This window comes from Nonomuraea sp. NPDC050547 (genome assembly GCF_044457345.1).
Classification (GTDB): Bacteria; Actinomycetota; Actinomycetes; order Streptosporangiales; family Streptosporangiaceae; genus Nonomuraea.
In genome coordinates this window covers 263,275-286,887 of the sequence record NZ_JBITGW010000004.1, presented here as the reverse complement: position 1 = coordinate 286,887, position 23,613 = coordinate 263,275, and the positions used below count along the sequence as shown (strand labels likewise).

The following is a 23,613-nucleotide window of genomic DNA, read 5'->3' as shown; positions in this document are numbered from 1 at the left end:
GCAGGAAATTGTAGAGTTTTTACACGTTTTCACGCCTTATGGAGTGAAATTTCAGATTCTGTCGGGTCCAGGAAGGACTTCCTGTACGGCCAGCGCCAGCCGCACCCGAGCGGTGTGCACCGGGGAGGCCGGTTCGTCCCCGACGGGCAGCGGCGCCGCGTGCTCATACGCGTCGTGGTAGGCCAGCGCGAGCCGTACCAGAAAGGCCGCCCACCCCGGCTCCGCGCTGACCCGGCGGCCGGGCAGCTCGGCCAGCACGCGCAGCACCGCACGATCCCGCGCCCCCGACAACCGCGCGGGCTCAAACCCACCAGACGCACCAAACCCACCAGACGCACCAAGCCCGCCAGACGCACCAGGAGCACCGGGTGCTCCAGGGACGCCGGACACTGCAGGGGCACCGGACGCTCCAAGGAGGCCGGGCGCTGCAGGGGCACCGGGCACTGCAGGAGCGCCGGGCACACCAGGGGCGCCAGGCATTCCAGGGGCGCCGGGCACTCCGAGGGCGGCGGCCTCGCGCGCCACGGCCACTGCTCTGGCGCGCGCATATTTCACGACAAATCCGGGGTTGTCCCACGTCAGCGGTGTCTCCGGCCACCCCTGGTCCGCCACCGCGAAGACCTCGGCCAGCACGTCGGCGGGCTCGGGCAGGACGATGCGCAGCAGCCCGTTCGGCAGCGCCACCGCCCCGGGCACGGACGCGGCCAGCTCACCCGGGTCCACCCGGCGGCGCAGCGCGGCGGCCGACAGGTAGACCGCCTCCCGCGTCCAGTCGCCCTCGGGCGCGGGCGGCTCGCCGAGAAGCTCCGCGAGCTGCCCGGGTGTCATCAGATGAGCGCGTGGGGCTCGGCGGAGCCGTACTCGATGAGCTGGGCGGCCCCCAGCAGCCAGCGGTCCTCGTCGCGCACGCGCACGTAGCCGAAGCGGTCGGCGGAGAAGACCTTCACCCCGTCCGTACGGCACTGCCGCATGAGCACCTCGTCCCACCCTTCGGTCAGGTCGGGGAAGCCCAGCTCGCGCAGCGCGTTGCGACGGCCCAGCAGGGTCGCCCCGGCGATCTCCGGCGTGTAGGTGTACTCGGCGTCCGGCTGCTTCAGCAGCGTGGCCTGGGCGTTGCGCAGGTGGGCGTAGAAGGCGGCCTTGCCCACGATGTCGGCGGTGCCGAACAGGAAGGCACGGCCGAGGTCGGACAGGTAGTGCATGCCGTAGACGTCGCGCGGGTCCATGACCGCGACCAGGTCGGCCTCACACAGGTCGAGCCCGTGGTTGAGCATGCCGCCCGTGGACACCGCCGGGTCGAGGTCGCGGAAGACGACCTCGGCATCCTTGATCACGTCGCGGGCGCGCTCCTCCGCGCCGGGCGGGCCGAACAGGATCAGCTGCGTGACCCCGCTCTGCCTGGCGACCTGGGCGAGCGCGTGCTCCAGCAGCGCCGCGTCGGTGACCGGCAGGATCACCGAGACGTTCAGCGTCGCGCGGGCGCTGGGCAGGCCGATGCGCTCCAGCAGCTCGTCGACCCGCTCGGTCATCGTGCCGCCCGCGTAGGCGCGGCGCAGCGCGGCGTGCGCGCGGCGGGAGTCGGGCTCCGGGCCGATCGAGGTGCCGCAGGCGGCGATCTCCGACAGCCGCCATGTCGGCGTTCCGGGCGGCACGTCCACGGCGGCCGGCCAGCGGTAGGAGGTCAGCACGTCCGGATACGACAGGTGCGGCGGCAGCAACTGCTCCAGCGTGAGCACCCGGTCGACCCGGCCGCCCGACAGCGGCAGCGGGTTGTGCACCCTCGGCTGCACGCCGAACTGCAGCCGCGGCCAGCCGCTCGCCGTGTCGACGCTGAAGCGGTGCTCGAACAGGGCGGCGGCCGCGGCGAAGCCGGCGGGGTCGCCCTGGGTGTGCCAGAAGACCGTGCGGATGCCCCGCTCGGCGCACCAGGCCAGCAGCGCCCGCAGGCCCTCGCCCGGCTCGCCGGCGATCTCCTCGGCCCAGGGGCCCTCGGTGACCGACTCGACCACGAGCAGGTGGGGCACCTCCAGCGGCAGCACCCGGGCGAAGTCGCGCGGGGTGAAGCCGGTCGTCTGCCGCCACTCGTAGCGCAGCAGCGCCTCGGCGTGCGGGCCGGCGATGACGGCGGCCGTCAGGTGGGGGCGCGTGTTGGGGCCGGTCGGGATCCTGAACGGCTTCAGCCGGAACGAGGCGCCCTCTATCGTCCTGGTCGCGGCGGTGGCCTGGAAGGCGGCGCCGGGCCGCTCGGCCTTCTGGTCGGCGGCGGCGACCGGCTTGCGTTTGGGCGCGACCGGGCGCGGGGCGGCCTTGGCGGCGCCCTTGATGCCCTTGGCGAGCCGCACCGGGTTGGACTTGCCGGACTTCAGCGCGTCACCCAGCCGGTTCCAGCGGGCGACCTTGATGGAGGACAGCTTCCACTGCGCCACCTCGGCCTGATAGCGCTGCTCCGCCAGCTCCTTGCGCAGCCTCTCCGCGTCGGAACGCTCGTCGTCGAGCCGGTCCTCCAGCTCCGACACCTGCGCGGCCAGCGCCTTGGCCTCCTGCGCGCTCTGCTCGGCGGCGGCGAGCTTCGCCTGGGCCGTGTCCAGCAGCCGCGCCAGCTCGGCCGCGTGCTCGGCCTGGGCGACCGCGTCCCTCAGCGCTTTTCGCGTGCTTTCCAGCTCCGTCATCGGCCTTCCTCCGGCAGGCCAACGACAAAGTTGGCTCGCTCGCTGCGCTCGCTCACGAGGCCAAAGGATACCCTTCAACCGGTAAGCGGCAGGAAGGGATGGATCCGGTGCAGTTCAATGTGCGGCCCTACGTCTGCGGAGCCCTCGGCCGGATCGACCCCGCCGTCGCGGCGAAGCTGGCCGCCGCCGGCCCGCGCTGCCGCCCCGCGCTCCAGACCGCCCACGCGGCGCTGTTCAGCACCGCTCCCCTGCCGCCCTACCACCGCTCCGAGGGCGAGTTCGCCTTCTCCTGGGGCGAGCGCAAGCCGCCGGCCGGGGACACGTGGATGTCGGTCGCCGAGACCTACGAGACGCCCGGTCTCATCGGCGCGGGCGAGCGGGTCACGCTGCACGCGGGCGCGCTCGGGCTGGTCGACGTCTATTACGTACGGCTCGGCGACGCCGTCTACTTCTCCTCCCTGATCGCCCCCCTGCTCTCGCTGGTCCCGGTCGAGATCGACTGGGACGCGTGGGCCTCGATCCTGCAGGTGACCTTCCCGCTCGGGGAGGCGACGCCGTACCGGCAGATCAGGCGGCTGCCCGGCTCCAGCGCGCTGGTGTTCACGGGCGAGCGGCTGGCCACCGAGCGGCGGCTGCCGCGCTGGCTGCGGCGCGAGCCGTACGAGGCCTGGGCCGGCGCGGACGAGATCCTGGAAATCCTGCACGAGGTCTACAAGGACTACGAGGGCCGGCGGCTGCTGGTCCCGGTCAGCGGCGGCTACGACTCGCGGCTGCTGGCCAGTGTGGCCGTGGCGCGCGGCTTCGACGTGGAGTCCTGGACGACCAGCCCGGACGACGGCACCGACACCGACATCTCCTTCGCCCGCGCGATCACCCGCGAGCTGGGCATCCCGCACCGCGTGGTCACCCAGGATCCCGGCGCCTATCCGGCCGACGCGCTGGAGGTGGCGCGCAGGCTCGAGTATCTGACGCCGCACCACGCCTGGTACGCGCCGTTCGCCAAGGAGGTGCACGGCGCCGGCCGCATCCTGGTGGACGGCCTGGCCGGCGGGCCGCTGCTGAAGAACTTCATGGTCAGCGGGGCGGCGCTGGAGGCCACCTCGCAGGCCGAGCGCTCGGCGGCGGTGCTGAGCTCGCTGTCGTTGGGCGCGCCGTCGCGGCCGTTCCTGTCGGAGCCGGCGGCGGCCTGGATGGCGCAGACCGTGGGCGAGCAGTTCGCCGAGTCCACCTCGATGCTCCACGGGCATCGGGCGGAGCTGCCGCTGTCGGTGCTGCACACGCGTACGGTGCGGGGCATCGCCCGTTCGGCGGTGAACCTGGTGGGGCCTGAGGCCTCGTTCGCGGCGCCGTTCATCCATCCGGAGTTCTTCGACGCGGCGCTGTCGGTGGGCGTGGCCCGCAAGGACAAGGGGCGCTTCTACCGCGAGCTGCTCCACGCGGCCAGCCCGCGCGTGGCCGCGCTGCCGTCCACGAACGTCGTCAAGCAGCCGCTTCAGCGGGTGCCGCTGCGCTCGACCGGGGCGCCGGCCCGCGCGTACTCGCACCGGATGCTGGCCACGGTGGCCGAGCGGGTGCCCGGCCTGCTGTCGGAGGACCTGCACGAGGTGATCGGCGGCGGGCCCGACGCGCTAACGCGGTTCAACGGCTGGAACGACCGGTTCTGGGTGCGCGGTCTGGTGCTGTTCGGCGCCTGGCTGCGCGATTACGGGCATGACCTGGGTGAACTGGAAGCGCCGTTCTAGCGAACGCTAAGTAACGTCGCGATTACACCGCGATCTCGTGGGTATTACATGCGGCACAGCACAAGCGGGTTCCGGAAGGCCGACGGGCTGGTAGTGTTCGGCCCGTAAGCGCCGCGAACAAGCGGGCACCGGGTCACAAATCCGGGCTCGCTAAGGGCATGGGGTTCGCAGGGATGACGACTCCAGGCGGCGCGGTCACCACAAAACGCCGGGGTATCCGGTGACTTCGTCCTGCCCACATCTCCTTCTGTGAGCGACACATGATCAACGCATCCCCAACACCTGAGCAGGTGCCCGAGACGTTCGTCTCGGAGGACCCGCACTGGTACAAGCGGGCTGTTTTCTATGAGGTCCTCGTCCGAGGTTTCAAGGACTCCAACGGCGACGGCACCGGAGACCTGCGCGGTCTGGTCGAGAAGCTCGACTACGTGCAGTGGCTCGGTGTCGACTGCCTTTGGCTGCTGCCCTTGTACGAGTCGCCGCTGCGCGATGGCGGATATGACATCTCCGACTACATGAAGATCCTTCCGGACTTCGGGGACCTCGGGGACTTCGTCCAGCTCATCGAGTCGGCGCACGCCCGTGGGCTACGCATCATCACCGACCTGGTGATGAACCACACCAGTGACCGGCATCCGTGGTTCCAGGCCTCCCGGCACGATCCCGAGGGGCCCTTCGGCGACTTCTACGTCTGGTCCGACGAACCCACCGGGTACCCCGACGCGCCGATCATCTTCATCGGCGCCGAGGAGTCCAACTGGACCTACGACCCGGTGCGCAAGCAGTACTACTGGCACCGCTTCTTCCACCACCAGCCGGACCTGAACTACGACAACCCGGCCGTCCAGGAGGCGATGCTGGAGGTCCTGCGCTTCTGGCTGGACCTGGGCATCGACGGCTTCCGCCTGGACGCGGTGCCGTACCTGTTCGAGCGCGAGGGCACGGGGTGCTCCGGCCTGCCGGAGACGCACGCCTACCTCAAGAAGGTGCGCGCCGAGGTGGACCGCCTCTACCCCGACCGCGTCCTGCTGGCCGAGGCCAACGGCTGGCCGGAGGACGTGGTGGAGTACTTCGGCGACCCCACCACCGGGGGTGACGAATGCCACATGGCCTTCCACTTCCCGCTGATGCCGCGCATCTACATGGCGGTCAAGAAGGAGGCCCGCGAGCCGATCTCCGAGATCATGTCGCGGACCCCCAAGCTGCCCGACAGCGCCCAGTGGGGCATCTTCCTCCGCAACCACGACGAGCTCACGCTCGAGACGGTGACCGAGGAAGAGCGCGACTACATGCACAACGAGTACGCCAAGGACCCGCGCATGCGCGCCTACCTCGGCATCCGGCGGCGCCTGGCGCCGCTGCTCGACAACGACCGCGACATGATCGAGCTCTTCCACGCCCTGCTGCTGTCGCTGCCCGGCTCGCCCGTCATGTACTACGGCGACGAGATCGGCATGGGCGACAACATCTGGCTGGAGGACCGCGACTCGGTCCGCACCCCGATGCAGTGGAGCCCCGACCGTAACGCCGGCTTCTCCAACGCCGACCCCGGGCGGCTCTACCTGCCCGCGGTGATGGACCCGATCTACGGCTACCAGGCGGTCAACGTCGAGGCGCAGCAAAAGCACGAGGGCTCACTGCTGCACTTCACGCGCCGCATGCTGCAGATCCGGCGCAACCACCCGGTCTTCGGCACCGGCGCGTACACCGAGATGTGGTCGTCGAACTCCAGCGTGTTGACGTTCGTCCGGGAAGAGGGCGACGACCTCATGCTGTGCGTGAACAACCTGTCGAAGTTTCCGCAGCCGGTCGAGCTCGACCTGCGCCGCTTCAAGGGCATGACCCCGGTGGAGGCGCGCGGCGGCGTGCCGTTCCCGCAGATCGGCGACCTGCCGTACCTGCTGACACTGCCGGGCCACGGCTTCTACTGGTTCGCCCTGAAACACATGTGATCGCTCAGCGGGCGGTGACGGGTACTTGGGCCCGTGCCGCCCGTCTGGCGGGGATCAGTGCCACCGCCAGCGCCGCGCCCACCGCCACCAGCACCGCGAGCACGAGTGTGGTGGCCGAGGGCGGGCGGCCGATGCCGGCGCCCACGCCGCTGGTGTGACCCTGCAGGTCGATCAGGCCCGTCACCACCGAGGCGCCCACGGCGGTGCCCGCGAGCACGCCCAGGATCACCAGCAGCCCGGTCCCGGTCACCAGCGTGGCCATGAGCTGACGCGGAGTCAGGCCCATCGCCTTCAGCACCGCCAGGTCGAGCGCGTGGTCGCGCAGTCCGAGCGCGCTGGCGGTCAGCAGGTTCGCCAGGCCGATCAGCGACAGCACGAAGATGAGCGCCACGATCAGCACCCGGATGACCGTCAGCCGCTCGGCCGGGTTCACCACGCGCTGCACGTCGAGCCCCTCGCCGGAGACGGCGAGCAGCCGCGTGCGCACCTCCCCCGCGTCCGCGCCGTCCTTCAGCACCAGCGCGTAGAACTCCGGCGGCACCGTGTCCTTGGCCGCGAGGCTGTCCAGGCCGACCGAGAGCACCTCGCCGTCCAGGTCGGGCTCCACGGTCCTGCCGACGATGCGCACGATGAGCGGCGAGTCGCCGACCGTCAGCCGCACCCGGTCGCCGATCTTGGCCCGCAGCAGGTCGAGCAGCCCCTGCCCGGCGACGGCCTCGCCAGGCTGGGCGTACATGCGGCCCTCCACCACCGGGAAGGGGTACGGCTGCGCCGAGTTGCCGATCGCCCGCACCCGCACCGACCTGGCCTGACCCGGGGCCAGAGCGTTGACGTCGGCGCCCTGGTAGACGGTGGCCACGCCGCGGTCGGCCTTGGCCAGGCGCTCCGCCGAGGCCGACTCCAGCTTGCCGGGACGGACGTGGAGGGCGGCGTGCTGGCCGACCTGGGCGGGGTTGCGCTGGAAGTTGTCGAGGGTGGACCACACACCCAGGCCGATGGTGATCATCATCATGGGTACGGCCAGGCCGAACACGGTCATGAACGCGGGCACGCGGCGGGTGAACGCGTCGCGGGTGCCCAGGACGAGGGCGGGCGGGAGCCGTACCAGGAGGGCCAGGCGCGCCAGACGTGACAGGTGGCCCCGTGGCGGCGCGGAGGGGGCGGCGGGGATCGGCGGGGTGCGGCCGCCGCGCCAGGCGGGCAGGCCGACGGCGGCCAGCACGACCAGGGCGGTGCCCGCGACGATGAGCAGCACAGGCGCCGGGGCGATCGCCGAGGGGCCGAGCACGACGGCGATCACCGCCACGCCCGCGACGGTGCCGAGCGCGACGCCGACCAGGCCGAGCGCCCCGTGTTCGACCATGAGGAGGCCGGACACCTGCGCCCGGGTGAACCCCATGGACTTCAGCGTCGCCAGGTCACGCAGCTGGCCGAGCACCCGGCCGCCGGCGGCGTTGGCCAGCGCCAGCGCGGCGGCGACCAGCCCCACCACGCCGAACAACGCCAGCAGCGTGCCCAGGAGCCGGTTGTCGAGCTCCATGGCGGCCCTGACCTGCCGCCAGGTGTAGACGCGCTGGAGCTTGTCCTCCAGCATGACCACGACCCGCTGGGAGACGACCTGGGTGGCCTCGGGGTCGGTCAGGCGCAGGCCGGTCACGTACTCGCTGCGGCCCAGCGCGGGCTCGATGCGGTCGAGCAGGTCGGGCAGCACCCAGGCCAGGCCGGGCGTCCACTCGGGGTAGAAGCCCTGCTCGGCGGTGTCGGCGATGCCGCGGACGTAGAGCGTGTGGCGGGCGCCGCTGAGCGCGGTCACGGTGACCGGCGCGCCGAGCCGCAGCCCCAGCTCACGCGCGAACGAGCGCTCGACCACGACGCCGTCGAGCTGGCCCTGGTCGAGCCAGCGGCCCTCGGCCACGACCGGGTGCGCCACCTCGGGCGCCGCGGCGGGCAGCGCGCGCAGCGCCGCGGGCTCCTTCTTGCCGTCCTGCACGACGCTCACGGGCGCCGAGCGGTACGGCCCGGCCACCTGCGTGACCCCGTCGATCTCGCGCAGCCTGACCGCCTGGGGGACCTCCTGGGTGTGGATCCACACGTGGGCGCCGTCGGTCTGGGAGAACAGGCTGCGCCAGGGGTTGGTGCCCTCCTCCAGCAGCGTGGCGGCGGTGATCAGCGCGGCGACGATCCCGGCGACGGCCAGGACGGTCAGGACGGCCTGCCCGCGCCTGGCCCGCAGGTCCGCCCTGACCCATCGGTTGCCGGCGTGTCTCATGGTCGCGCCTCCGGCGCGACGGCCAGAACGCTCACCTGAGCTCGATGACCTCTCCGGCGTTGCCCGTGCGGCGCCTGGCGATCCGGCCGTCGTCGACGATCTCGCCGTCGAGCAGGGACACCACGCGGTCGGCAAGGCTGGCGACGCGGGCGTCGTGGGTGACCATGACGATCGTCTGGCCGTCCTTGTGCACCTGCCCGAGCAGGCGCAGCACGTCGCGCGTGTTGCGGCTGTCGAGGTTGCCCGTGGGCTCGTCGGCCAGCAGCACCGTGGGCTGGTTGGCCAGGGCCCTGGCCAGCGCGACCCGCTGCTGCTCGCCGCCGGACAGCTGGCCGGGCGCGGCGTCGGCGCGCTCGGCGAGGTTGAGCGCGCCGAGCAGCTCCTCCCTGCGCTCGCGGGCCTCGCCGGGCGTGGCCCCTGCCAGCAGGGCGGGCAGTTCGACGTTGTCGGCGACGGTCATGCTGGCGACCAGGTTGAAGAACTGGAAGACGAAGCCGATCTGGCGGCGCCGCAGCACCGCCCACGCCGACTCCGACAGCGTGTCCACGCGCTTGCCGCCGAGCCAGATCTCGCCGCTGGTGCGGGTGTCGAGCCCGCCCAGCATGTGCACGAGCGTCGACTTCCCCGACCCGGACGGGCCCATGATGACGACGAACTCGCCCTCGTCCACCTGCAGGTCCACACCGCGTACGGCGGGCACGGGCACCCCGCCGTTCGAGTAGATCTTGACCAGGTTGACGGTTTTCACAAGGGTCATATCAGGTCCTCCTGGCAGCGCTGCAGCCAGTCGAGGTCGGCCTGCAGGTGCAGCATGGCTCCCTCGATCAGCAGCGTAGCGACCCGGTTGGCCGGGTCCGTACGCTCCAGGAGGTCGTTGAGGTCGCGCATCAGCGCGAGATAGTGCCGGCGCTGGCGGCTGATCAGCGCCATCTGGTCGGAGATCCCGGTGAGCGGCGCGAGCACGAGCTTCATGAAGAACTCGTCGCGCACGCGCGGGCCCTCGGTCGGCTCGTCCACCCACTGCGTCAGGGCCTCCCGGCCTTCCGCGGTCAGATAGTAGACCTTCTTGTTGGGCCGGTTGGACTGCTCGACGTCAACCGCCCTGACCAGCCCGTCCTTCTCCAGCCGGCCGAGTGTCACATAGATCTGGCCGATGTTGGGAGAGGGGTAGGCGCTGCCGAAGGTCAGCTCCAGGGCCTGTTTGAGCTCATACCCATGGGCAGGCTCCTTGGCCAGGAGCGCCAACAGGTGCAGCCGCACTGCCCCACCTCCCGTACGTTACGCATGCGTTACGGAGATAACCGTTGACCATCAGATTACAGGTGTGCATAACATGAATGCATCTACCTAACACGTATGTAATCCTAGAAACGTGGAGGTAACAACGTGCGTCGTTTGATGCCGGTGCTGCTTGCCGCTCTGCTGACGGCAGGATGCGCCGCGTCCGGCGACGACGGCGGCGGCGAGCCGGAGACGGGCGGGATCGGCCCGATCACCTTCGCCGTCGGGCGCGAGGGCACGACGTACTTGCAGCCACTGCTGGATCGCTGGAACCAGGCCCACCCGGCCGAGAAGGTGACGCTGATCGAGCTGCCAGAAGCGGCGGACGAACAGCGTGCCCAGATGGTCTCCAACCTTCAGGCACGCAGCGACAGGTATGACGTGCTCGTCCTGGACGTCGTGTGGACCGCGGAGTTCGCGGACAACGGCTGGATCATCCCCTTGGAGCGCGGGGCCTTCCCGCTCGACAAGTTCCTGCCGCCGGTCGTGGACACAGCGGTGTACAACGGCAAGCTCTGGGCAGTGCCGTACACGAGCAATGCGGGGTTGTTGTTTTACCGCTCTGACCTGGTGAAAAAGCCGCCCAAGACCTGGGCGGACCTCCGGCGGCGGGCGCTTGATGTAACGAAAAAACACAATATTGGTGGCTATGCCGGGCAGTTCCTTGCGTACGAGGGGCTGACCGTGAACTTCTCCGAGGCCGTGGGCGGGCAGATCCTCAGCACCGACGGCCAGGAGGTGACGCTCGACAGCGCCAAGGCCAAGGCCGCTCTCGGCTTCCTCGCCCAGGGACTTCGCGAGGGCTGGATCCCGGACGACGCGCTGTCGTACAAGGAAGAGGAGTCGCGGCTCGCCTTCCAGAACGGCGACCTGGCCTTCGCCCGCAACTGGCCGCACGCCTACGGCTCCGCCAAGGCCCAGCTCGGCGACCGGTTCGCGGTCACCAGGCTGCCGGGCCAGAACGGGCCGGGCACCAGTGCCCTGGGCGGCCAGAACCTGGCCGTCAGCGCCTACTCCAGGCATCCGAAGACCGCCCGCGACTTCATCCACTACTTCACCAGCATGGAGACCCAGCGCCGGGTCCTGTCGGAAGGCTCCTTCCCGCCGGTGTGGACCGAGCTCTACGACGACCCCGAGCTGATCGAGCAGTTCCCTTATCTCCCGGTGCTCAAAGAGAGCATCCTGGCCGCCAAGCCGCGGCCGGTCAGCGCCAACTACAACCAGCTGAGCCTGGTGATCGCCAGTTCGGTCGCCAAGGCGCTCAGCCCGCCGTTCCCCGAGCCGAGCGACGCGGTCGTGGACTCGTTGAAGGCGGATCTGACGGAGTCATTGTCGACTCAGTGAGGCAAGACATGAGAAAGACAGCCATCGTCCTGGCAGGGCTCGCGGTCGCGGTCTCGGCCTGTGGCAACGCGCCGACGACCACCCCCACGCAGCCCGCCGGCACCGGCGCCGCCACCTCCGGCGGCGCGAAGCCCCTCCAGGGCCAGAAGATCGAAGTCGCCGCCAAGTGGACCAGCGACGAGGAGAAGTCCTTCCGCCAGGTGCTGAAGGCCTTCTCCGACAAGACCGGCGCCGAGGTGACCTACGCCTCCACCGGTGAGGACACCGGCGCGTACCTCGGCCCGCGCATCAAGGGCGGCAGCCCGCCCGACATCGCGATCCTGCCCCAGCCGGGCCTGGTCCAGCAGTACTCCGACGACAAGGCGCTCAAGCCCCTCACGCCCGAGGTCATCAGCCAGATCGACACGAACTACACCCCGTACTGGAAGGAGCTCGGCTCCGCGGGCGGCCAGGTGTACGGCGTGATGGTGAAGGCCGCGCACAAGTCGCTGGTGTGGTACCGCACGGCCACCTTCGAGGAGGCCGGCGTCCAGCCGCCCACCAACTGGGACGAGCTGCTCAAGGCCGCGCAGACCATCGCCGACTCCGGCACCGCTCCCTTCTCCTTCTGCGGCGCCTCCGGCTGGACCCTGACCGACCTGTTCGAGAACGTCTACCTCAGCAGCGCCGGCCCGGAGAACTACGACAAGCTCTCCAAGCACGAGATCCCGTGGACCGACCCCTCCGTCACCACGGCGCTGGAGAAGATGGCGCAGATCATGACCAAGAAGGAGTTCGTCCTCGACGGCAACTCCGGCGCCCTGCAGACGCAGTTCCCCGACTGCGTCACCAAGGTCTACGACCAGAAGAAGGCCGCCATGATCATCGAGGCGGACTTCGTGGCCACTCCGGTCGCCCAGTCCGGCGAGAAGGTCGGCGAGGGCGCCAAGACCTTCCCCTTCCCCAAGGTCGGCGAGACCAGCCCGGTCGTGCTCGGCGGCGACATCGCGGTCGCGCTCAAGGACACCCCCGGCGCCATGGCGCTGCTGGAGTTCCTGGCCTCCAAGGAAGGCGGCGAGATCTGGGCGAAGCTGCCCGGCTACCTGTCGCCCAACAAGAACGTCTCCCCCGACAACTACCCGGACGAGCTGACCAAGCAGCTCGGCCAGACCATCGTCTCGGCCGGTGACGCCGTCCGCTACGACATGTCCGACCTCGCCCCCAGCGCCTTCGGCGCCACCGACGGCAAGGGCGAGTGGAAGGTCCTGCAGGACTTCCTGCGCAACCCCGCCGACGTCAAGGGCGCTCAGGCGAAGCTCGAAGAAGAAGCCAAGAAGGCCTGGAAGTAGAGAGGTTAGGCCGTGACCGAACGGTTGGACGGCCCGCAGGCCCCGTCGCAGGACGGGGCCGCCTCCTCACGGGCTGACACCCCCAAGAAATTCCGCCTCGGCCCTTCCCCCACGATCGCCGTCGTCTTCTTGCTGCCGGCCGCGATCCTGCTGGGAATCTGGGTGGTCTACCCGATCGTCTACTCGATCTTCCGCAGCCTCTTCGACGCCTCGGGCAGCGTGTTCGTGGGCGTGGAGAACTTCACCACGATCTTCACCGACCGCGGCACGCTGGTCACCATCAGGAACAACCTGATCTGGGTGATCGTCGCGCCGATCCTGGTCACCGTGCTCGGCCTGCTCTTCGCGGTGCTGACCGAGCGCATCAAGTGGTCCACGGCGTTCAAGCTGATCGTCTTCATGCCGATGGCGGTCTCGCTGATGGCCGCCGGCGTCATCTTCCGCCTGGTCTACGAGCAGGACCCCGACAAGGGCCTGGCCAACGCGGTGCTCACCACCGTGAACGACACGTTCTCCTCCAGCCGGGGCTACCCGGACGCCCGCCCCCGCGAGGGCGACGCCTCTCCGGTCGCGGCCAAGGACGGCGGGGTCGCCACCAAGCAGCCCGCGCAGGCGGGCCAGCCGGTGCTCATCCCGCTGGTCGGCATCAAGGCCAACACGATGCCCACCAACGCCGCCCCCGCGCTCGCCAGCCCGCCGCCGGGCGCGCTGTCCGGGACGGTCTGGTTCGACTTCACCCCGGGCGGCCAGGGCACGAGCGGCGCCGTCGATCCCCAGGAGAAGGGCCTGCCCGGCCTGACCGTCGAGGCGGTCAAGGACGGCCAGGTCGCCGCGACGACCACCACCGCCGACAACGGATCCTTCCGTTTCGACGGGCTGGCCGCCGGCTCCTATGAGGTACGGCTCCCGCAGACCAACTTCACCGCCCCCTACCGCGGCCTGAACTGGCTCGGCGAAGCCCTCATCACCCCCGCGATCATCGGCGCGTTCGTCTGGGTCTGGGCCGGATTCGCGATGGTCCTCATCTCGGCCGGACTCGCGGCCATCCCGCGCGACGCCCTGGAGGCCGCACGCATCGACGGAGCCACGGAGTGGCAGGTGTTCCGCAGGATCACCATCCCGCTCCTGTCCCCGGTGCTGCTGGTCGTCTTCGTGACGATGATCATCAATACCTTGAAGGTGTTCGACCTGGTCTTCATCATCGCGCCGGCCTCGGTGCAGCCACAGTCGAACGTGATCGCGCTGGAGATGTGGCGCGTGTCGTTCGGCGGCGGCAACAACCAGGGCCTGGGCAGCGCGCTGGCGGTCTTCCTTCTGATCCTGGTCCTGCCCTTCATGATCATGAATGTCCGCAGGTTCAGAAGGGAGGAGCGCTGATGGCCACGGCGACCGCCACCGTTGAGCGGAGTGCCCAGGCGGGCGCCCCCAAGCGCGGGCTGCTCGGCCGGGGCGTGGACAAGGTGGGCGGCGGCGCCGTCCAGGTCGTGATGATCCTGATCGGCCTGTTCTGGCTGGTCCCGACGCTCGGCCTGCTGGTCGTGTCGATGCGCTCGGTCGCGGTCAACAACGCCGAGGGCTGGTGGACGATCTTCACCAAGCCCGCGGAACTCACCCTGGCCAACTACTCCAACCTGCTGGCCACCGGGTTCACCGCGTCGTTCTGGAACACCATCGCCATCACGGTGCCGACCACGGTCCTGGTCATCGGCATCGCGGCCATGGCCGCCTACGCGTTCGCGTGGATGGAGTTCCCCGGCCGCGACCTGCTGTTCCTCGTCGTCGTCGGCCTGCTCATCGTCCCCATCCAGGTCGCGCTCATCCCGATCGCCTCGTTCTACGGCAGCACCGGGATGTTCGGCTCGATCCCCAGCGTGGTGCTGTTCCACGTGGCCTTCGGCCTGCCGTTCGCGATCTTCCTGCTGCGCAACTTCTTCGTCGGCATCCCGGCGTCGTTGCTTGAGGCGGCGCGGATGGACGGGGCGCCGGAATGGAAGATCTTCGTCAGCATCGTCTTCCCCCTGGGCAAGCCGGCGATCGCCTCGCTGGGCATCTTCCAGTTCCTCTGGGTCTGGAACGACATGCTCATCGCCCTGGTCTTCGCCAACCCCGACTCCCAGCCGATGACCAAGGCCCTGCAGTCCCAGATGCGACAGTTCGGCAACAACATCGACATCCTGTCGTCAGGCGCCTTCCTGTCGCTGATCATCCCACTGATCCTCTTCTTCGCCTTCCAGCGCTACTTCGTGCAGGGCATGATGGCGGGTTCGGTCAAGTAGGGCTCTCCCCTGGGATCCGGGCCACCCGGATCCCAGGTGTGTGATCGTTTTGGTACCGCTTGTGCCCGCGTTTGCGGCGCAAGCCGTACCAGAGCTGGATAGGCTCAACGGCCATGGCAGGTCGTCCCCTGAACGAAGTCGTCGAGGCCGGTTGGGCCGCGGCGCTTGAGCCCGTTTCCGAGCGAATCTCCACCATGGGTGAGTTCCTCCGCAAGGAGATCGCCGAAGGCCGGCAATACCTCCCCGCGGGCGCGCACGTGCTGCGCGCCTTCAGCCAGCCCTTCGACGAGGTCAAGGTGCTGATCGTGGGCCAGGATCCCTATCCCACCCCGGGCCACCCCATCGGGCTGTCGTTCTCGGTCGCGGCCGACGTACGCCCGCTGCCGGGCAGCCTGCTCAACATCTACAAGGAGATGGAGAGCGACCTCGGCCTGCCCAGGCCCGCCAACGGCGATCTGACGCCGTGGGCCGAGCAGGGTGTGCTCCTGCTCAACAGGGTCCTGACCGTGATGCCGGGCAAGCCCGCCTCCCACCGCGGCAAGGGCTGGGAGGAGGTCACCGAGCAGGCCATTCGCGCTCTGGTCGCGCGTAGTAAGCCGATGGTGGCCATTCTGTGGGGCCGCGACGCCCGCAACCTCGCCCCGATGCTGGGTGACGTGCCGCGGATCGAGTCCGCGCACCCGTCTCCGCTCTCGGCGCGCAGCGGCTTCTTCGGCTCGCGGCCGTTCAGCCGCGCCAACGAGCTGCTGGTCCAGCAGGGCGCGGCGCCCGTGGAGTGGAAGCTCCCCTAACGCACCACGGCGAGGGCGCGCTTGCGCCGCCAGACGTTGTCGACGGCCAGTGCGCCGCCCTCGCTGAACGCGATCACCAGGCTGGCCGCGGCCAGCGTGAGGACGAACTCGTAGCCGCCCTTGTCGACGGCGAAGCCGTTCTGGAAGTGAACCAGGACGATGGCGCCGAGCATGTCGACGGCGAGCAGCGTGCCGACGACGGGCAGGGCCGCGCCCACGATGAGGGCGACGCCACCCCCCACCTCCAGGATCGCGACCAGCGGCGCGGCCACGCCGGGAAGCGGGACGCCGAGCGACTCGAAGAAGCCGGTCACGCCCGGGATCCCCATGACGGTGAACTTCTGCAGGCCGTGCACGAGGAACACGGCCCCGAGCACCACACGTCCGATCAGCAGGGAGAACGGCCGAATTTTTTCGATCATGTGAAGTCTCCTTTCCGGTCGTGGTCAAGCCTTCCGGTCCAGGCCGGGTGGCGGGACGGGCGCATGGTTGGTCTCCGATCATCCAAAAGGATGATCCGGGCACCGCACGCTCCTGGTACCAAGAAGGGATGAGCGTGCTTTCCCTGCGGCAGCCGATGACCTTCGAGGACGGTTTCCCGCGAGTCGTCCACCTGGGCTTTTATCTCACGATGGCGGCTTGTACCGTACGGATGCTCTCCTACGGCGGCGGCGTGTCGCAGCTCGACGTGATCAGGCTCGTCGCGGTGGCCGCTTTCTGCTCCCTTTATGCCGGCGGAGTCGCGTGGGCCAAGCCGGGACGGCAGCAGGTCGCCTGGGTGGGCGCCATGATCGTCGCCTGGACGCCGCTCACGCTGACCACGCCATGCTTCAGCTGGTCGGCGATCCCGCTGTTCTTCCTTGTGCTCATCGTGCTGCCGATGCGGCTGGCCGTACCCCTGGTGGGATATCTCGCGGCGGTCGCCGCGGTCGTCGGCGAGTTCCACGCGCGCACCAACTGGGACCCCGCCCCGCTCGTCGCGCCGATCGCGATCGCCACGATGAGCATGTTCAACTACCGCCGCCTCCACCACGAGAACGTCCGCCGCCAGGAGCTCATCGACGACCTCATGCGGGCGCGGGACGCGCTCGCGGAGTCCGAGCGCGCCGCCGGCGTCCTCCAGGAGCGGGTACGGCTCTCGCGCGAGATCCACGACACGCTCGCACAGGGCCTGTCCAGCATGCACATGCTGCTCAACGCCGCCGACCAGGAATGGGACGCCGACAACGGCAAGGCCCGCGCCCACGTGCGCCAGGCCGCGGTGGCCGCCCGCGAGAACCTCGCAGAAGCCAGGCGCTTCGTCCACGACCTGGCCCCGCCCGCCCTCGACGAACGTTCCCTCCCCGAAGCCCTCCGCAAGGTCGCCGACACCGTCCAGGTACGCGTGGAAGGCACACCACGCAAGCTCGACCCGGGTGTGGAGGGCGAACTCCTGCGCATCGCCCAGGGCGCCCTCGCCAACGCCGCCCAGCACGCCCGCGCCGGCACCGTCGTGGTCACGCTCACCTATCTGCCCGACACCGTCACCCTCGACGTCATGGACGACGGCGTCGGCTTCGACCCCGCCAGCCCCACCTCCGGCCGGGGCCGGGGCTACGGCCTGAAGGCCATCCGCCAGCGCGCCGAGTCACTCGGCGGCACGGCGACCGTGGACAGCGTGCCCGGCGAAGGCACCGTGGTGGCCGTGAAGGTGTACGCATGAGGATCCTGCTGGTCGACGACCACCCCGTGGTGCGGGCGGGCCTGGCCGCGATGCTCGCCGCACAGGAGGACTTCACCGTCGCCGGTGAAGCCGCCGACGGAGAGGAAGCGGTACGGCAGAGCGCCTACCTGGCCCCCGACCTCGTCCTCATGGACCTCCAGATGGGCGAGGGCATCGACGGCCTGGAGGCCACCCGGCAGATCGCCGCCCTGCCCGGGGCGCCCAAGGTGGTCGTGCTCACCACGTACGACTCCGACGCCGACATCCTGCGTGCCCTCGAAGCCGGTGCCGTCGGCTACCTGCTGAAGGAGTCGCCCCCCGAAGAGCTGTTCGCGGCCCTGCGCACCGCCGCGAGCGGCGAGACCGCCCTGTCGCCGCCCGTGGCGTCCCGGCTGGCCCAGCGCTTCCGCAGCCCCCAGCTCGCGCTCAGCCAGCGGGAGATCGAGATCCTCGAACTTCTGGCGGCCGGCCGTTCCAACCGTGAGATCAGCAAGGCCATGTTCATCAGCGAGGCCACCGTCAAGACGCATCTCGCCCACGTCTACGACAAGCTGGGCGTCGACAGCAGAACCGCGGCCGTCCGGTGCGCCGTGGAGCGGCGCCTGATCCGGCTGTAACCCGTAGAGTCAGCTCCATGAGTGATGAAGGTAAGTTCCTGCGTCTCACGGTCGAGCTGACCGTGGAGGTGCTCGACGTTGACGCGCTGCAGGCCGCGGCGCTGGGCGAGATCCGCCATGAGGACGCCGACCTCACCGACGAGGAGCGCAAGGAGCAGGCCGAGCTGGTCAACGCCGACGAGACCGGGGCCACGGCGCTGCAATGGCTGATCGAGCCGGACCACGTGCTGTCGCTGGTCAACCACATCGACGAGGTTGAGCCGCGGGAAGCCGTGCTGGGCGTGGAGCCGTCGGACGGGCTGAGTGAGGACGAGGAAGAGCACGACCACGAGCACTGAGCACACCCCGGGGAGCCGCCACTCACCAACGACCAGCGGCTCCCCACCACCCCCTTCCAGAGCTCTTCCCCACCCGACCCTCGGCCGCCCACCCCGGCACCTCCGGCTCACCCGCACCCGACCCCCGTCCCTCCCGCGCCGGGCTCTTCCTCCCCCGGGATTCCCATCCCCGCTTCACCCGCTTCCCTCCCTCCTACGCAGGGCTCTTCCCCCGGGCATCATGCGGCCGGGTACCACCCGGGTGCCGTCGAGAAGGTCTGGCGTTTGTAGGATCGGGAGCCTTCGGGCATGGCCGAGTTCGTGGGAGGTTGGTTCGTGATCGTCGCATTCTCCATCACGCCGCTGGGAGTGGGCGAAGGCGTCGCTGAGCCGGTGGCCCGTGCGGTCAAGGTGGTACGGGAGAGCGGACTCCCCAACCGGACAGACGCGATGTTCACCACGATCGAGGGCGAGTGGGACGAGGTGATGGCGGTCATCAAGCAGGCCGTCGACGCGGTGAAGGAAGTCGCGCCCCGGGTGAGCATCGTGCTGAAGGCCGACATCCGCGAAGGCGTCACCGACGGAATGACCAGCAAACTGGACTCCCTCGAACGCCACCTGGACTGAACCTCCCCCGACACCGTCGACCGGTGTGATCCCGCTGGCCGGTTGAGGTCCTTGGCCGGCCGGTGGTTCTTGGCCGGCTGGAGCCCGTTTTGGCTCGGGTTGGGGTTCTCGGCTTGCTGGAGCCCGTTGGCCCGGGTTGGGGTTCTTGGCTTGCTGGTGGTTCCTGGCCAGGTTGGGGGTCTTGGCTGGTTGGGGTTGACGGGGGTGGTGGATCTGGTCATATATATCCGGCTTTCCGGGGTATTCGGGGTTTTCTCGCTGCGCTGAGCGTGCTAGAAATCGCGAATGCGGACTCCCCTGGCGGTTCCGATCGTCATCGGAGCCTTCGCGCTGGCGTTCACGGCAAGCGCGGTGCTGGCGCTCGTCCAGGTGTTCACGGCCACCACCAGCGTCAACACGACCACCCCGGCGGACACGCTCTCCACGGCGCCCATCGACCTCTTCCCCACGTCGGCCCCGCCCTCCGGCGACACCTTCACCAACGTGCCATCACCGGACACCACCGGAGTCCCGCAGCCCGGCACCACCCAACCAGGCACACCTCAGACCGGATCCCCCCAAACGGGCGGCCCGCAGCAGGCCGTCCCGCAGAACGGGGTTCCGCAGAACGGCGTCCCCCAGGCGGGCCTGCCACAGACCGGTGCGCCGCAGGCAGGCGCACCACAAGCAGGCGCACCACAAGCTGGGGCGCCCCAGGCAGGCACGCCGCAGACTGGAACTCCGCAGGCTGGGGCGCCTCAGGCTGGCGTGCCGCAGAACGGTTCGCCTCTGGGCGGGGTTCCGCAGAACGGGATGTCTCGGGGTGGGTTTCCGGAGTCTGGGCCAGGTGGGCCCGATTCGGTGCCCGGCTTCTGAACCACCTGGCCGGTAGGCGGATCTCGTGACGGCGGCCCGCCCCTCGCGCGCCTCGTCAGTGTCTCCCTGGACGGGGCCCGGCCCCGTGCGGTGGGGGCGGCTGTGCCGTAAAGGATGGCGATCTTAACAAACCACCCACAAACGCGATATGTCTTGACCCGCCGCAACACGCGACATATCGTGTCCCTCGGACGCGCTAACGCGATATTACGCGAAGCCGAGCATCTCGGAGGTGGAAAGGGTGGACATGGAAGAGCGGGTGCCCGTTCTGGTGGTCGGTGCCGGGTATGCGGGGCTCAGTGCGGCGATGATGCTGGCGTGGCACGAGGTGCCGGTCATCCTGGTCGAACGGCATGCGAGCACGTCGATCCAGCCCAAAGCGTTCGGCGTGGGGCCGAGGGTGATGGAGCTGGTGCGGTCGGTGCCGGGGATCGAGTCGAGACTTACCAGCATCTGGGAGGGCATCGGCGACGAGATGCGCATCGCGATCGCCGGCAGCCTCACCGACCCCAACCCGAAGATCATCGTGGACACCTCCGAGGGCGACCTCGACTCTCTGATCGACATCACGCCGGTGCCGCAGGTGGGGGCGCCGCAGTCGGAGGTGGAGCGGGTGCTGCGGGCCAAGGCCGAGGAGTTCGGCGCCGACCTGCGCTTCTCCACCGAACTCATCTCCCTGGAGCAGGACGCTGACGGCGTCACCGCCGTGATCATGTCCGGCGACGCGGTGAGCACCATCCGCGCCGACTACGTCGTGGCCGCCGACGGCTACCGCAGCCCGTTGCGCACCGCCCTGGGCGTGCCGACCAGTGGCAAGGGCGAGCTGAACGAGATGTACTCGATCATGTTCGACGCCGACCTCACCGGCATCGTGCGCGACCGCGAGGTCACCCTCTGGTACCTGCAGTCACCTGACCTCACCGGCGCCATCATCACCGGCACCGGCGTCGGCAGCCACGTGTTCGGCGTCTACTACGACCCGGAGACCGACCCCGGCTTCACCGAGGAGCGGTGCCGCCAGCTGGTACGGCAGGCGGTAGGCATCCCCGATCTGGACGTCACCATCAAGGACACCACCAGCTTCGCCTTCGCCCACATCCTTGCCGATACCTACCGAGCGGGCCGCGTCTTCTTCGCCGGGGACGCCGCCCACACCATGCCGCCCACCGGCGGCCAGGGCGGCAGCACCGCGCTCCAGGACGGCATCGACCTCGCCTGGCGCCTGTGGCTCGTTCACACCGGCCAGGCCGGACCGGACTTCCTGGACACCTACGACGCCGAACGCCGCCCCATCGGCGCCCTGACGGCCGACGGCCAGCTGGCCAACCTGGCCTTCCGGATGCCGTCCGAGCAGACGCAGGGCTCTCCCCCGCCGATCGCGGACCCCTTCTCGGTCATGATCGGTTACCGCTACCACTCGACGGCGATCCTGACGGAACCCGGCGACGACCGCTCCATCCTGGAGGACCCCCGCACCGCCACCGCCCGCCCCGGCAGCCGCGCCCCCCACATGCTCCTCGACTGGGACGGCTACCCGATCTCTACGATCGACCTGTTCGGAACGGGCTTCGTCCTGCTGGTCGGGCCGAGCGGAAGGGCGTGGGAGACGGCGGCGCGCAAGATGAGCGACCGCCTGTCACTCCACCTCACCCCGCTGCCCATCGGCGGCGAGCTCAAGGACATGGACGGACAGTGGCAGGAGCGCTACGGCGTCGACGACACCGGCGCCGTCCTGGTCCGCCCGGACGGCTACGTCGCCTGGCGCGCCCCCTCCCTGCCGCCGTCCCCCGAAACCACCCTCCACGAAGCCCTCACCAAAATCCTCAGCCTCTAGCGCGACTCCCGGACCGCCACCGGGGAAGCCGCGCCGCCGGATGGGCCGCAAGGGACCAGGCAACGCTGAGCCCACGCATTCGCGAGCCACAGGCCGAGTGCGGTACGTCCCCCGAGTGGGAGGTCAGGAAGGGTGTTCGGCCACGGCGGCCCAGCCGAGAGGGGCGAAGCGGCTCAGGATGTGCGGGGAGATGAAGTGGTCGGGGGTCAGTACCTCGTAGGGGCCGAAGAAGCGGCGGATGTCCGGCACCGTGCGGGGGTAGACGCCTGAGCTGGCGCGGGAGTACACCTCGCGGACCGAGTCCGTGTCCGTGCTGCGCTTCTCCTGCATGGACATATGGGTGATCACCATGTGGCTGCCGGGCGGGAGCATGTCGCGGAGCTGGGCGACGTCGTCGTACGGGTCTTCGAGGAAGTGCAGGACGGCCACCATCAGCAACGCCACCGGCTCGTCGAAGTCGATCAGCGTGGTGGCGGCCACCTTGGCCCGGAGCGCCTCGGGTTCGCGCAGGTCGGCCTCGACCATGGCCACGGTGGGCGTGTTGGCGAGCAGGGCACGGCCGTGGACGCAGACGATCGGGTCGTTGTCGACGTAGACCGTGCGGGCCGTCTTGTCGACCGAGTGGGCCACCTCGTGAACGTTCCGCTGCGTGGGCAGGCCCGCCCCGATGTCGATGAACTGCCGGATCCCCGCCTCATCGGCGAGATACCGGACGGCGTTGCCGAGGAACTCGCGGTTGAGCCGGACGCCTTCCCGTGATTCGGGGAACGATTTGAGTATCTGCTCGGCGGCCTCACGGTCTGCGGCGAAATTGTCCTTGCCACCGAGCATGTAGTCATAGATCCGGGCGACGTTCGGCGTGTGGACGTCAATGCCCGCGGGAGCCCGCTCGCTCATCGTTCTCCTCCCGTGCCGGCCACGAGCACCGGCAACCACATTGGCGCAGAGACTATCGCACGCCACCCCGCCCATACCCTCGGCCCGGCCCACGACCGCACGACCCGGCCGCCCCAGACCCGGGTGGAGGTCGTGGCCGGGGCCGTACCGGATGGGTCAGGCCGCGGTAAGGTAGGTGACCGGGGTCGCGCCCTGGGTGGAGCAGAGCCAGTCGTTCAGGGTGCCGGTGAAGCCGGACGGCGGGCCCACCTTCAGGCAGGTGATCTGGCCGGAGCCGGGAGCGGGGCCGACCTTCAGGCGGCGGATCGAGCCGGGGCTCTCGCATGGGGTCAGGCGGACGCCGAACGACTGGCGGTCGGAGAACAGGGCGTGGTCGTGGATGCGCAGGTGGTCGTCGATGGTGCGTTCGCGGGCCTCGGGGTTGGCCGACAGGAAGACCAGGTGGTCGGTCAGGAGGCGCTGGGCCACGGCGCGCAGCAGGTTGACGGCGCACAGGTTGTGGGCGCAGGCGGCGCCGTCGAGGGTGATCTCGGGGAGGGCGAAGCGGCGCAGGCCCCGTGATGTCACGCGCAGGCAGTCGCAGGCGCGGGTGTCGGCGGGGTTCCAGGGTGGGCAGGTCGCCGTGTCGTGAACGTCCACGCTCCAGCCCAGCCAGTCGTCGGTCAGACGGAAAGAGGACGGTTCGCCGGCGCAGCGGGCGCAGGACGGCAGGGCGTAGCCGGCCAGCGGGTCCACGACCATGCCCGCGCACTCCTCGGCGATGGCTCGTGCGGCGGCCCTGGCGACCTGGAGGCTCGCCGGTAGTGCCTGTGGTGGCGCGGTGCTGGAGATCAGCACGTGCTGGCGGGTACGGCGCAGCAGACGGCGCTCGTCCTCGGTGAGGTCGACTCCGCCGGGCCGCCACTGGGCGGTGCTGTGGGTCAACGTCAGGCGCGGCGTGCCCAGCGCCGCCATCGCGGCTCTTCTGTGGGGTCTGCCCATGCGCCACGGCAGCATGCCCTCGATGTCGAAGCGCAGACGTTCGATGGCCACCACGAACAGGGCCGTCAGGGACGCGGGCACGGGGAAGGTGATCTGCACAGGGGGCCTCCGGATGAACGGTGAGGCCCTCA

General features: G+C 69.8%; 21 protein-coding genes. 12 read left to right on the top strand and 9 right to left on the bottom strand.

The window, feature by feature from the left end; translation table 11 throughout:
- Window positions 1–51: 51 nt before the first annotated feature.
- Complete coding sequence (locus tag ACIBHY_RS12060) at window positions 52–828, bottom strand: anticodon-binding protein (RefSeq protein WP_397252508.1); 777 nt, start codon at window positions 826–828, stop codon at window positions 52–54.
- The gene (locus tag ACIBHY_RS12055) at window positions 828–2,669 is read right to left on the bottom strand and encodes a hypothetical protein (RefSeq protein WP_397306685.1); all 1,842 of its coding nucleotides are present in this window, start codon (window positions 2,667–2,669) and stop codon (window positions 828–830) included. Before ACIBHY_RS12055 ends, ACIBHY_RS12060 begins: the two co-directional genes overlap by 1 nt.
- Window positions 2,670–2,767: 98 nt before the next feature.
- On the opposite strand from ACIBHY_RS12055, the gene ACIBHY_RS12050 reads away from it, so the two are divergent.
- Together ACIBHY_RS12050 and treS are read left to right on the top strand one after the other, a co-directional pair.
- Window positions 2,768–4,411, top strand: coding sequence for an asparagine synthetase B family protein (locus ACIBHY_RS12050; protein WP_397252506.1), 1,644 nt, complete (start codon window positions 2,768–2,770; stop codon window positions 4,409–4,411).
- Between the two features lie 260 nt (window positions 4,412–4,671).
- Window positions 4,672–6,363 carry a maltose alpha-D-glucosyltransferase gene (gene treS, locus ACIBHY_RS12045; RefSeq protein ID WP_397252505.1) on the top strand — a complete coding sequence of 564 codons (1,692 nt, stop codon included), beginning with the start codon at window positions 4,672–4,674 and terminating at the stop codon, window positions 6,361–6,363.
- A 4-nt stretch (window positions 6,364–6,367) separates the two neighbouring features.
- Here treS and ACIBHY_RS12040 read toward each other — a convergent pair whose 3' ends face one another.
- Genes ACIBHY_RS12040 through ACIBHY_RS12030 form a run of 3 tightly spaced genes read right to left on the bottom strand, consistent with a single transcriptional unit; the run spans window position 6,368 to window position 9,892 of the window.
- Window positions 6,368–8,632 carry an ABC transporter permease gene (locus tag ACIBHY_RS12040; protein ID WP_397252504.1) on the bottom strand — a complete coding sequence of 755 codons (2,265 nt, stop codon included), beginning with the start codon at window positions 8,630–8,632 and terminating at the stop codon, window positions 6,368–6,370.
- Window positions 8,633–8,663: 31 nt separating this feature from the next.
- Window positions 8,664–9,389: an ABC transporter ATP-binding protein gene (locus ACIBHY_RS12035; RefSeq protein ID WP_397252503.1), complete on the bottom strand. Its 726-nt coding sequence runs from the start codon at window positions 9,387–9,389 to the stop codon at window positions 8,664–8,666.
- Window positions 9,386–9,892, bottom strand: a complete 507-nt coding sequence (locus tag ACIBHY_RS12030; RefSeq protein WP_184966027.1) for a PadR family transcriptional regulator — start codon at window positions 9,890–9,892, stop codon at window positions 9,386–9,388. The genes ACIBHY_RS12035 and ACIBHY_RS12030 overlap by 4 nt, the downstream gene beginning before the upstream one ends.
- Before the next feature lie 126 nt (window positions 9,893–10,018).
- On the opposite strand from ACIBHY_RS12030, the gene ACIBHY_RS12025 reads away from it, so the two are divergent.
- The 5 genes from ACIBHY_RS12025 to ACIBHY_RS12005 all read left to right on the top strand — a co-directional run bounded on the left by ACIBHY_RS12025 (window position 10,019) and on the right by ACIBHY_RS12005 (window position 15,652).
- Window positions 10,019–11,257, top strand: coding sequence for an ABC transporter substrate-binding protein (locus tag ACIBHY_RS12025; RefSeq protein WP_397252502.1), 1,239 nt, complete (start codon window positions 10,019–10,021; stop codon window positions 11,255–11,257).
- A gap of 8 nt (window positions 11,258–11,265) precedes the next feature.
- Window positions 11,266–12,585 (top strand): ABC transporter substrate-binding protein, encoded by a 1,320-nt coding sequence (locus ACIBHY_RS12020; RefSeq protein WP_397252501.1) that lies wholly within the window; start codon window positions 11,266–11,268, stop codon window positions 12,583–12,585.
- Between the two features lie 12 nt (window positions 12,586–12,597).
- Entirely contained in the window at window positions 12,598–13,962 is a 1,365-nt protein-coding gene (locus tag ACIBHY_RS12015; RefSeq protein ID WP_397252500.1) for an ABC transporter permease subunit, read from the top strand.
- Window positions 13,962–14,861 (top strand): carbohydrate ABC transporter permease, encoded by a 900-nt coding sequence (locus tag ACIBHY_RS12010; RefSeq protein WP_397252499.1) that lies wholly within the window; start codon window positions 13,962–13,964, stop codon window positions 14,859–14,861. The genes ACIBHY_RS12015 and ACIBHY_RS12010 overlap by 1 nt, the downstream gene beginning before the upstream one ends.
- Window positions 14,862–14,974: 113 nt before the next feature.
- Window positions 14,975–15,652 (top strand): uracil-DNA glycosylase, encoded by a 678-nt coding sequence (locus ACIBHY_RS12005; RefSeq protein ID WP_184966034.1) that lies wholly within the window; start codon window positions 14,975–14,977, stop codon window positions 15,650–15,652.
- Here the strand turns inward: ACIBHY_RS12005 and ACIBHY_RS12000 are convergent.
- On the bottom strand, window positions 15,649–16,074 hold the full coding sequence (locus tag ACIBHY_RS12000) for a DoxX family protein (protein ID WP_397252498.1): 426 nt from the start codon (window positions 16,072–16,074) through the stop codon (window positions 15,649–15,651). The genes ACIBHY_RS12005 and ACIBHY_RS12000 overlap by 4 nt on opposite strands.
- Window positions 16,075–16,202: 128 nt before the next feature.
- Here ACIBHY_RS12000 and ACIBHY_RS11995 point away from each other — a divergent pair, with 128 nt between their 5' ends.
- The 4 genes from ACIBHY_RS11995 to ACIBHY_RS11980 all read left to right on the top strand — a co-directional run bounded on the left by ACIBHY_RS11995 (window position 16,203) and on the right by ACIBHY_RS11980 (window position 18,915).
- Window positions 16,203–17,354, top strand: coding sequence for a sensor histidine kinase (locus ACIBHY_RS11995; protein WP_397306684.1), 1,152 nt, complete (start codon window positions 16,203–16,205; stop codon window positions 17,352–17,354).
- Complete coding sequence (locus tag ACIBHY_RS11990; RefSeq protein WP_397252496.1) at window positions 17,351–17,971, top strand: response regulator; 621 nt, start codon at window positions 17,351–17,353, stop codon at window positions 17,969–17,971. The genes ACIBHY_RS11995 and ACIBHY_RS11990 overlap by 4 nt, the downstream gene beginning before the upstream one ends.
- A gap of 17 nt (window positions 17,972–17,988) precedes the next feature.
- Window positions 17,989–18,309 (top strand): hypothetical protein, encoded by a 321-nt coding sequence (locus ACIBHY_RS11985; protein WP_184966041.1) that lies wholly within the window; start codon window positions 17,989–17,991, stop codon window positions 18,307–18,309.
- Window positions 18,310–18,624: 315 nt separating this feature from the next.
- A complete protein-coding gene (locus ACIBHY_RS11980; RefSeq protein WP_379609351.1) occupies window positions 18,625–18,915 on the top strand; it encodes an MTH1187 family thiamine-binding protein in 291 nt (96 codons plus the stop codon).
- A gap of 272 nt (window positions 18,916–19,187) precedes the next feature.
- Here the strand turns inward: ACIBHY_RS11980 and ACIBHY_RS11975 are convergent, their stop codons facing one another.
- Entirely contained in the window at window positions 19,188–19,349 is a 162-nt protein-coding gene (locus ACIBHY_RS11975) for a hypothetical protein (protein WP_397306683.1), read from the bottom strand.
- A 668-nt stretch (window positions 19,350–20,017) separates the two neighbouring features.
- Between ACIBHY_RS11975 and ACIBHY_RS11970 the strand changes: the two genes are divergently transcribed.
- Complete coding sequence (locus tag ACIBHY_RS11970) at window positions 20,018–21,604, top strand: FAD-dependent monooxygenase (protein ID WP_397252565.1); 1,587 nt, start codon at window positions 20,018–20,020, stop codon at window positions 21,602–21,604.
- Window positions 21,605–21,727: 123 nt separating this feature from the next.
- Here ACIBHY_RS11970 and ACIBHY_RS11965 read toward each other — a convergent pair whose 3' ends face one another.
- Together ACIBHY_RS11965 and ACIBHY_RS11960 are read right to left on the bottom strand one after the other, a co-directional pair.
- On the bottom strand, window positions 21,728–22,501 hold the full coding sequence (locus ACIBHY_RS11965) for an SAM-dependent methyltransferase (protein WP_397252494.1): 774 nt from the start codon (window positions 22,499–22,501) through the stop codon (window positions 21,728–21,730).
- A gap of 156 nt (window positions 22,502–22,657) precedes the next feature.
- The gene (locus tag ACIBHY_RS11960) at window positions 22,658–23,581 is read right to left on the bottom strand and encodes a hypothetical protein (RefSeq protein ID WP_397306682.1); all 924 of its coding nucleotides are present in this window, start codon (window positions 23,579–23,581) and stop codon (window positions 22,658–22,660) included.
- Between the last annotated feature and the right edge of the window lie 32 nt (window positions 23,582–23,613).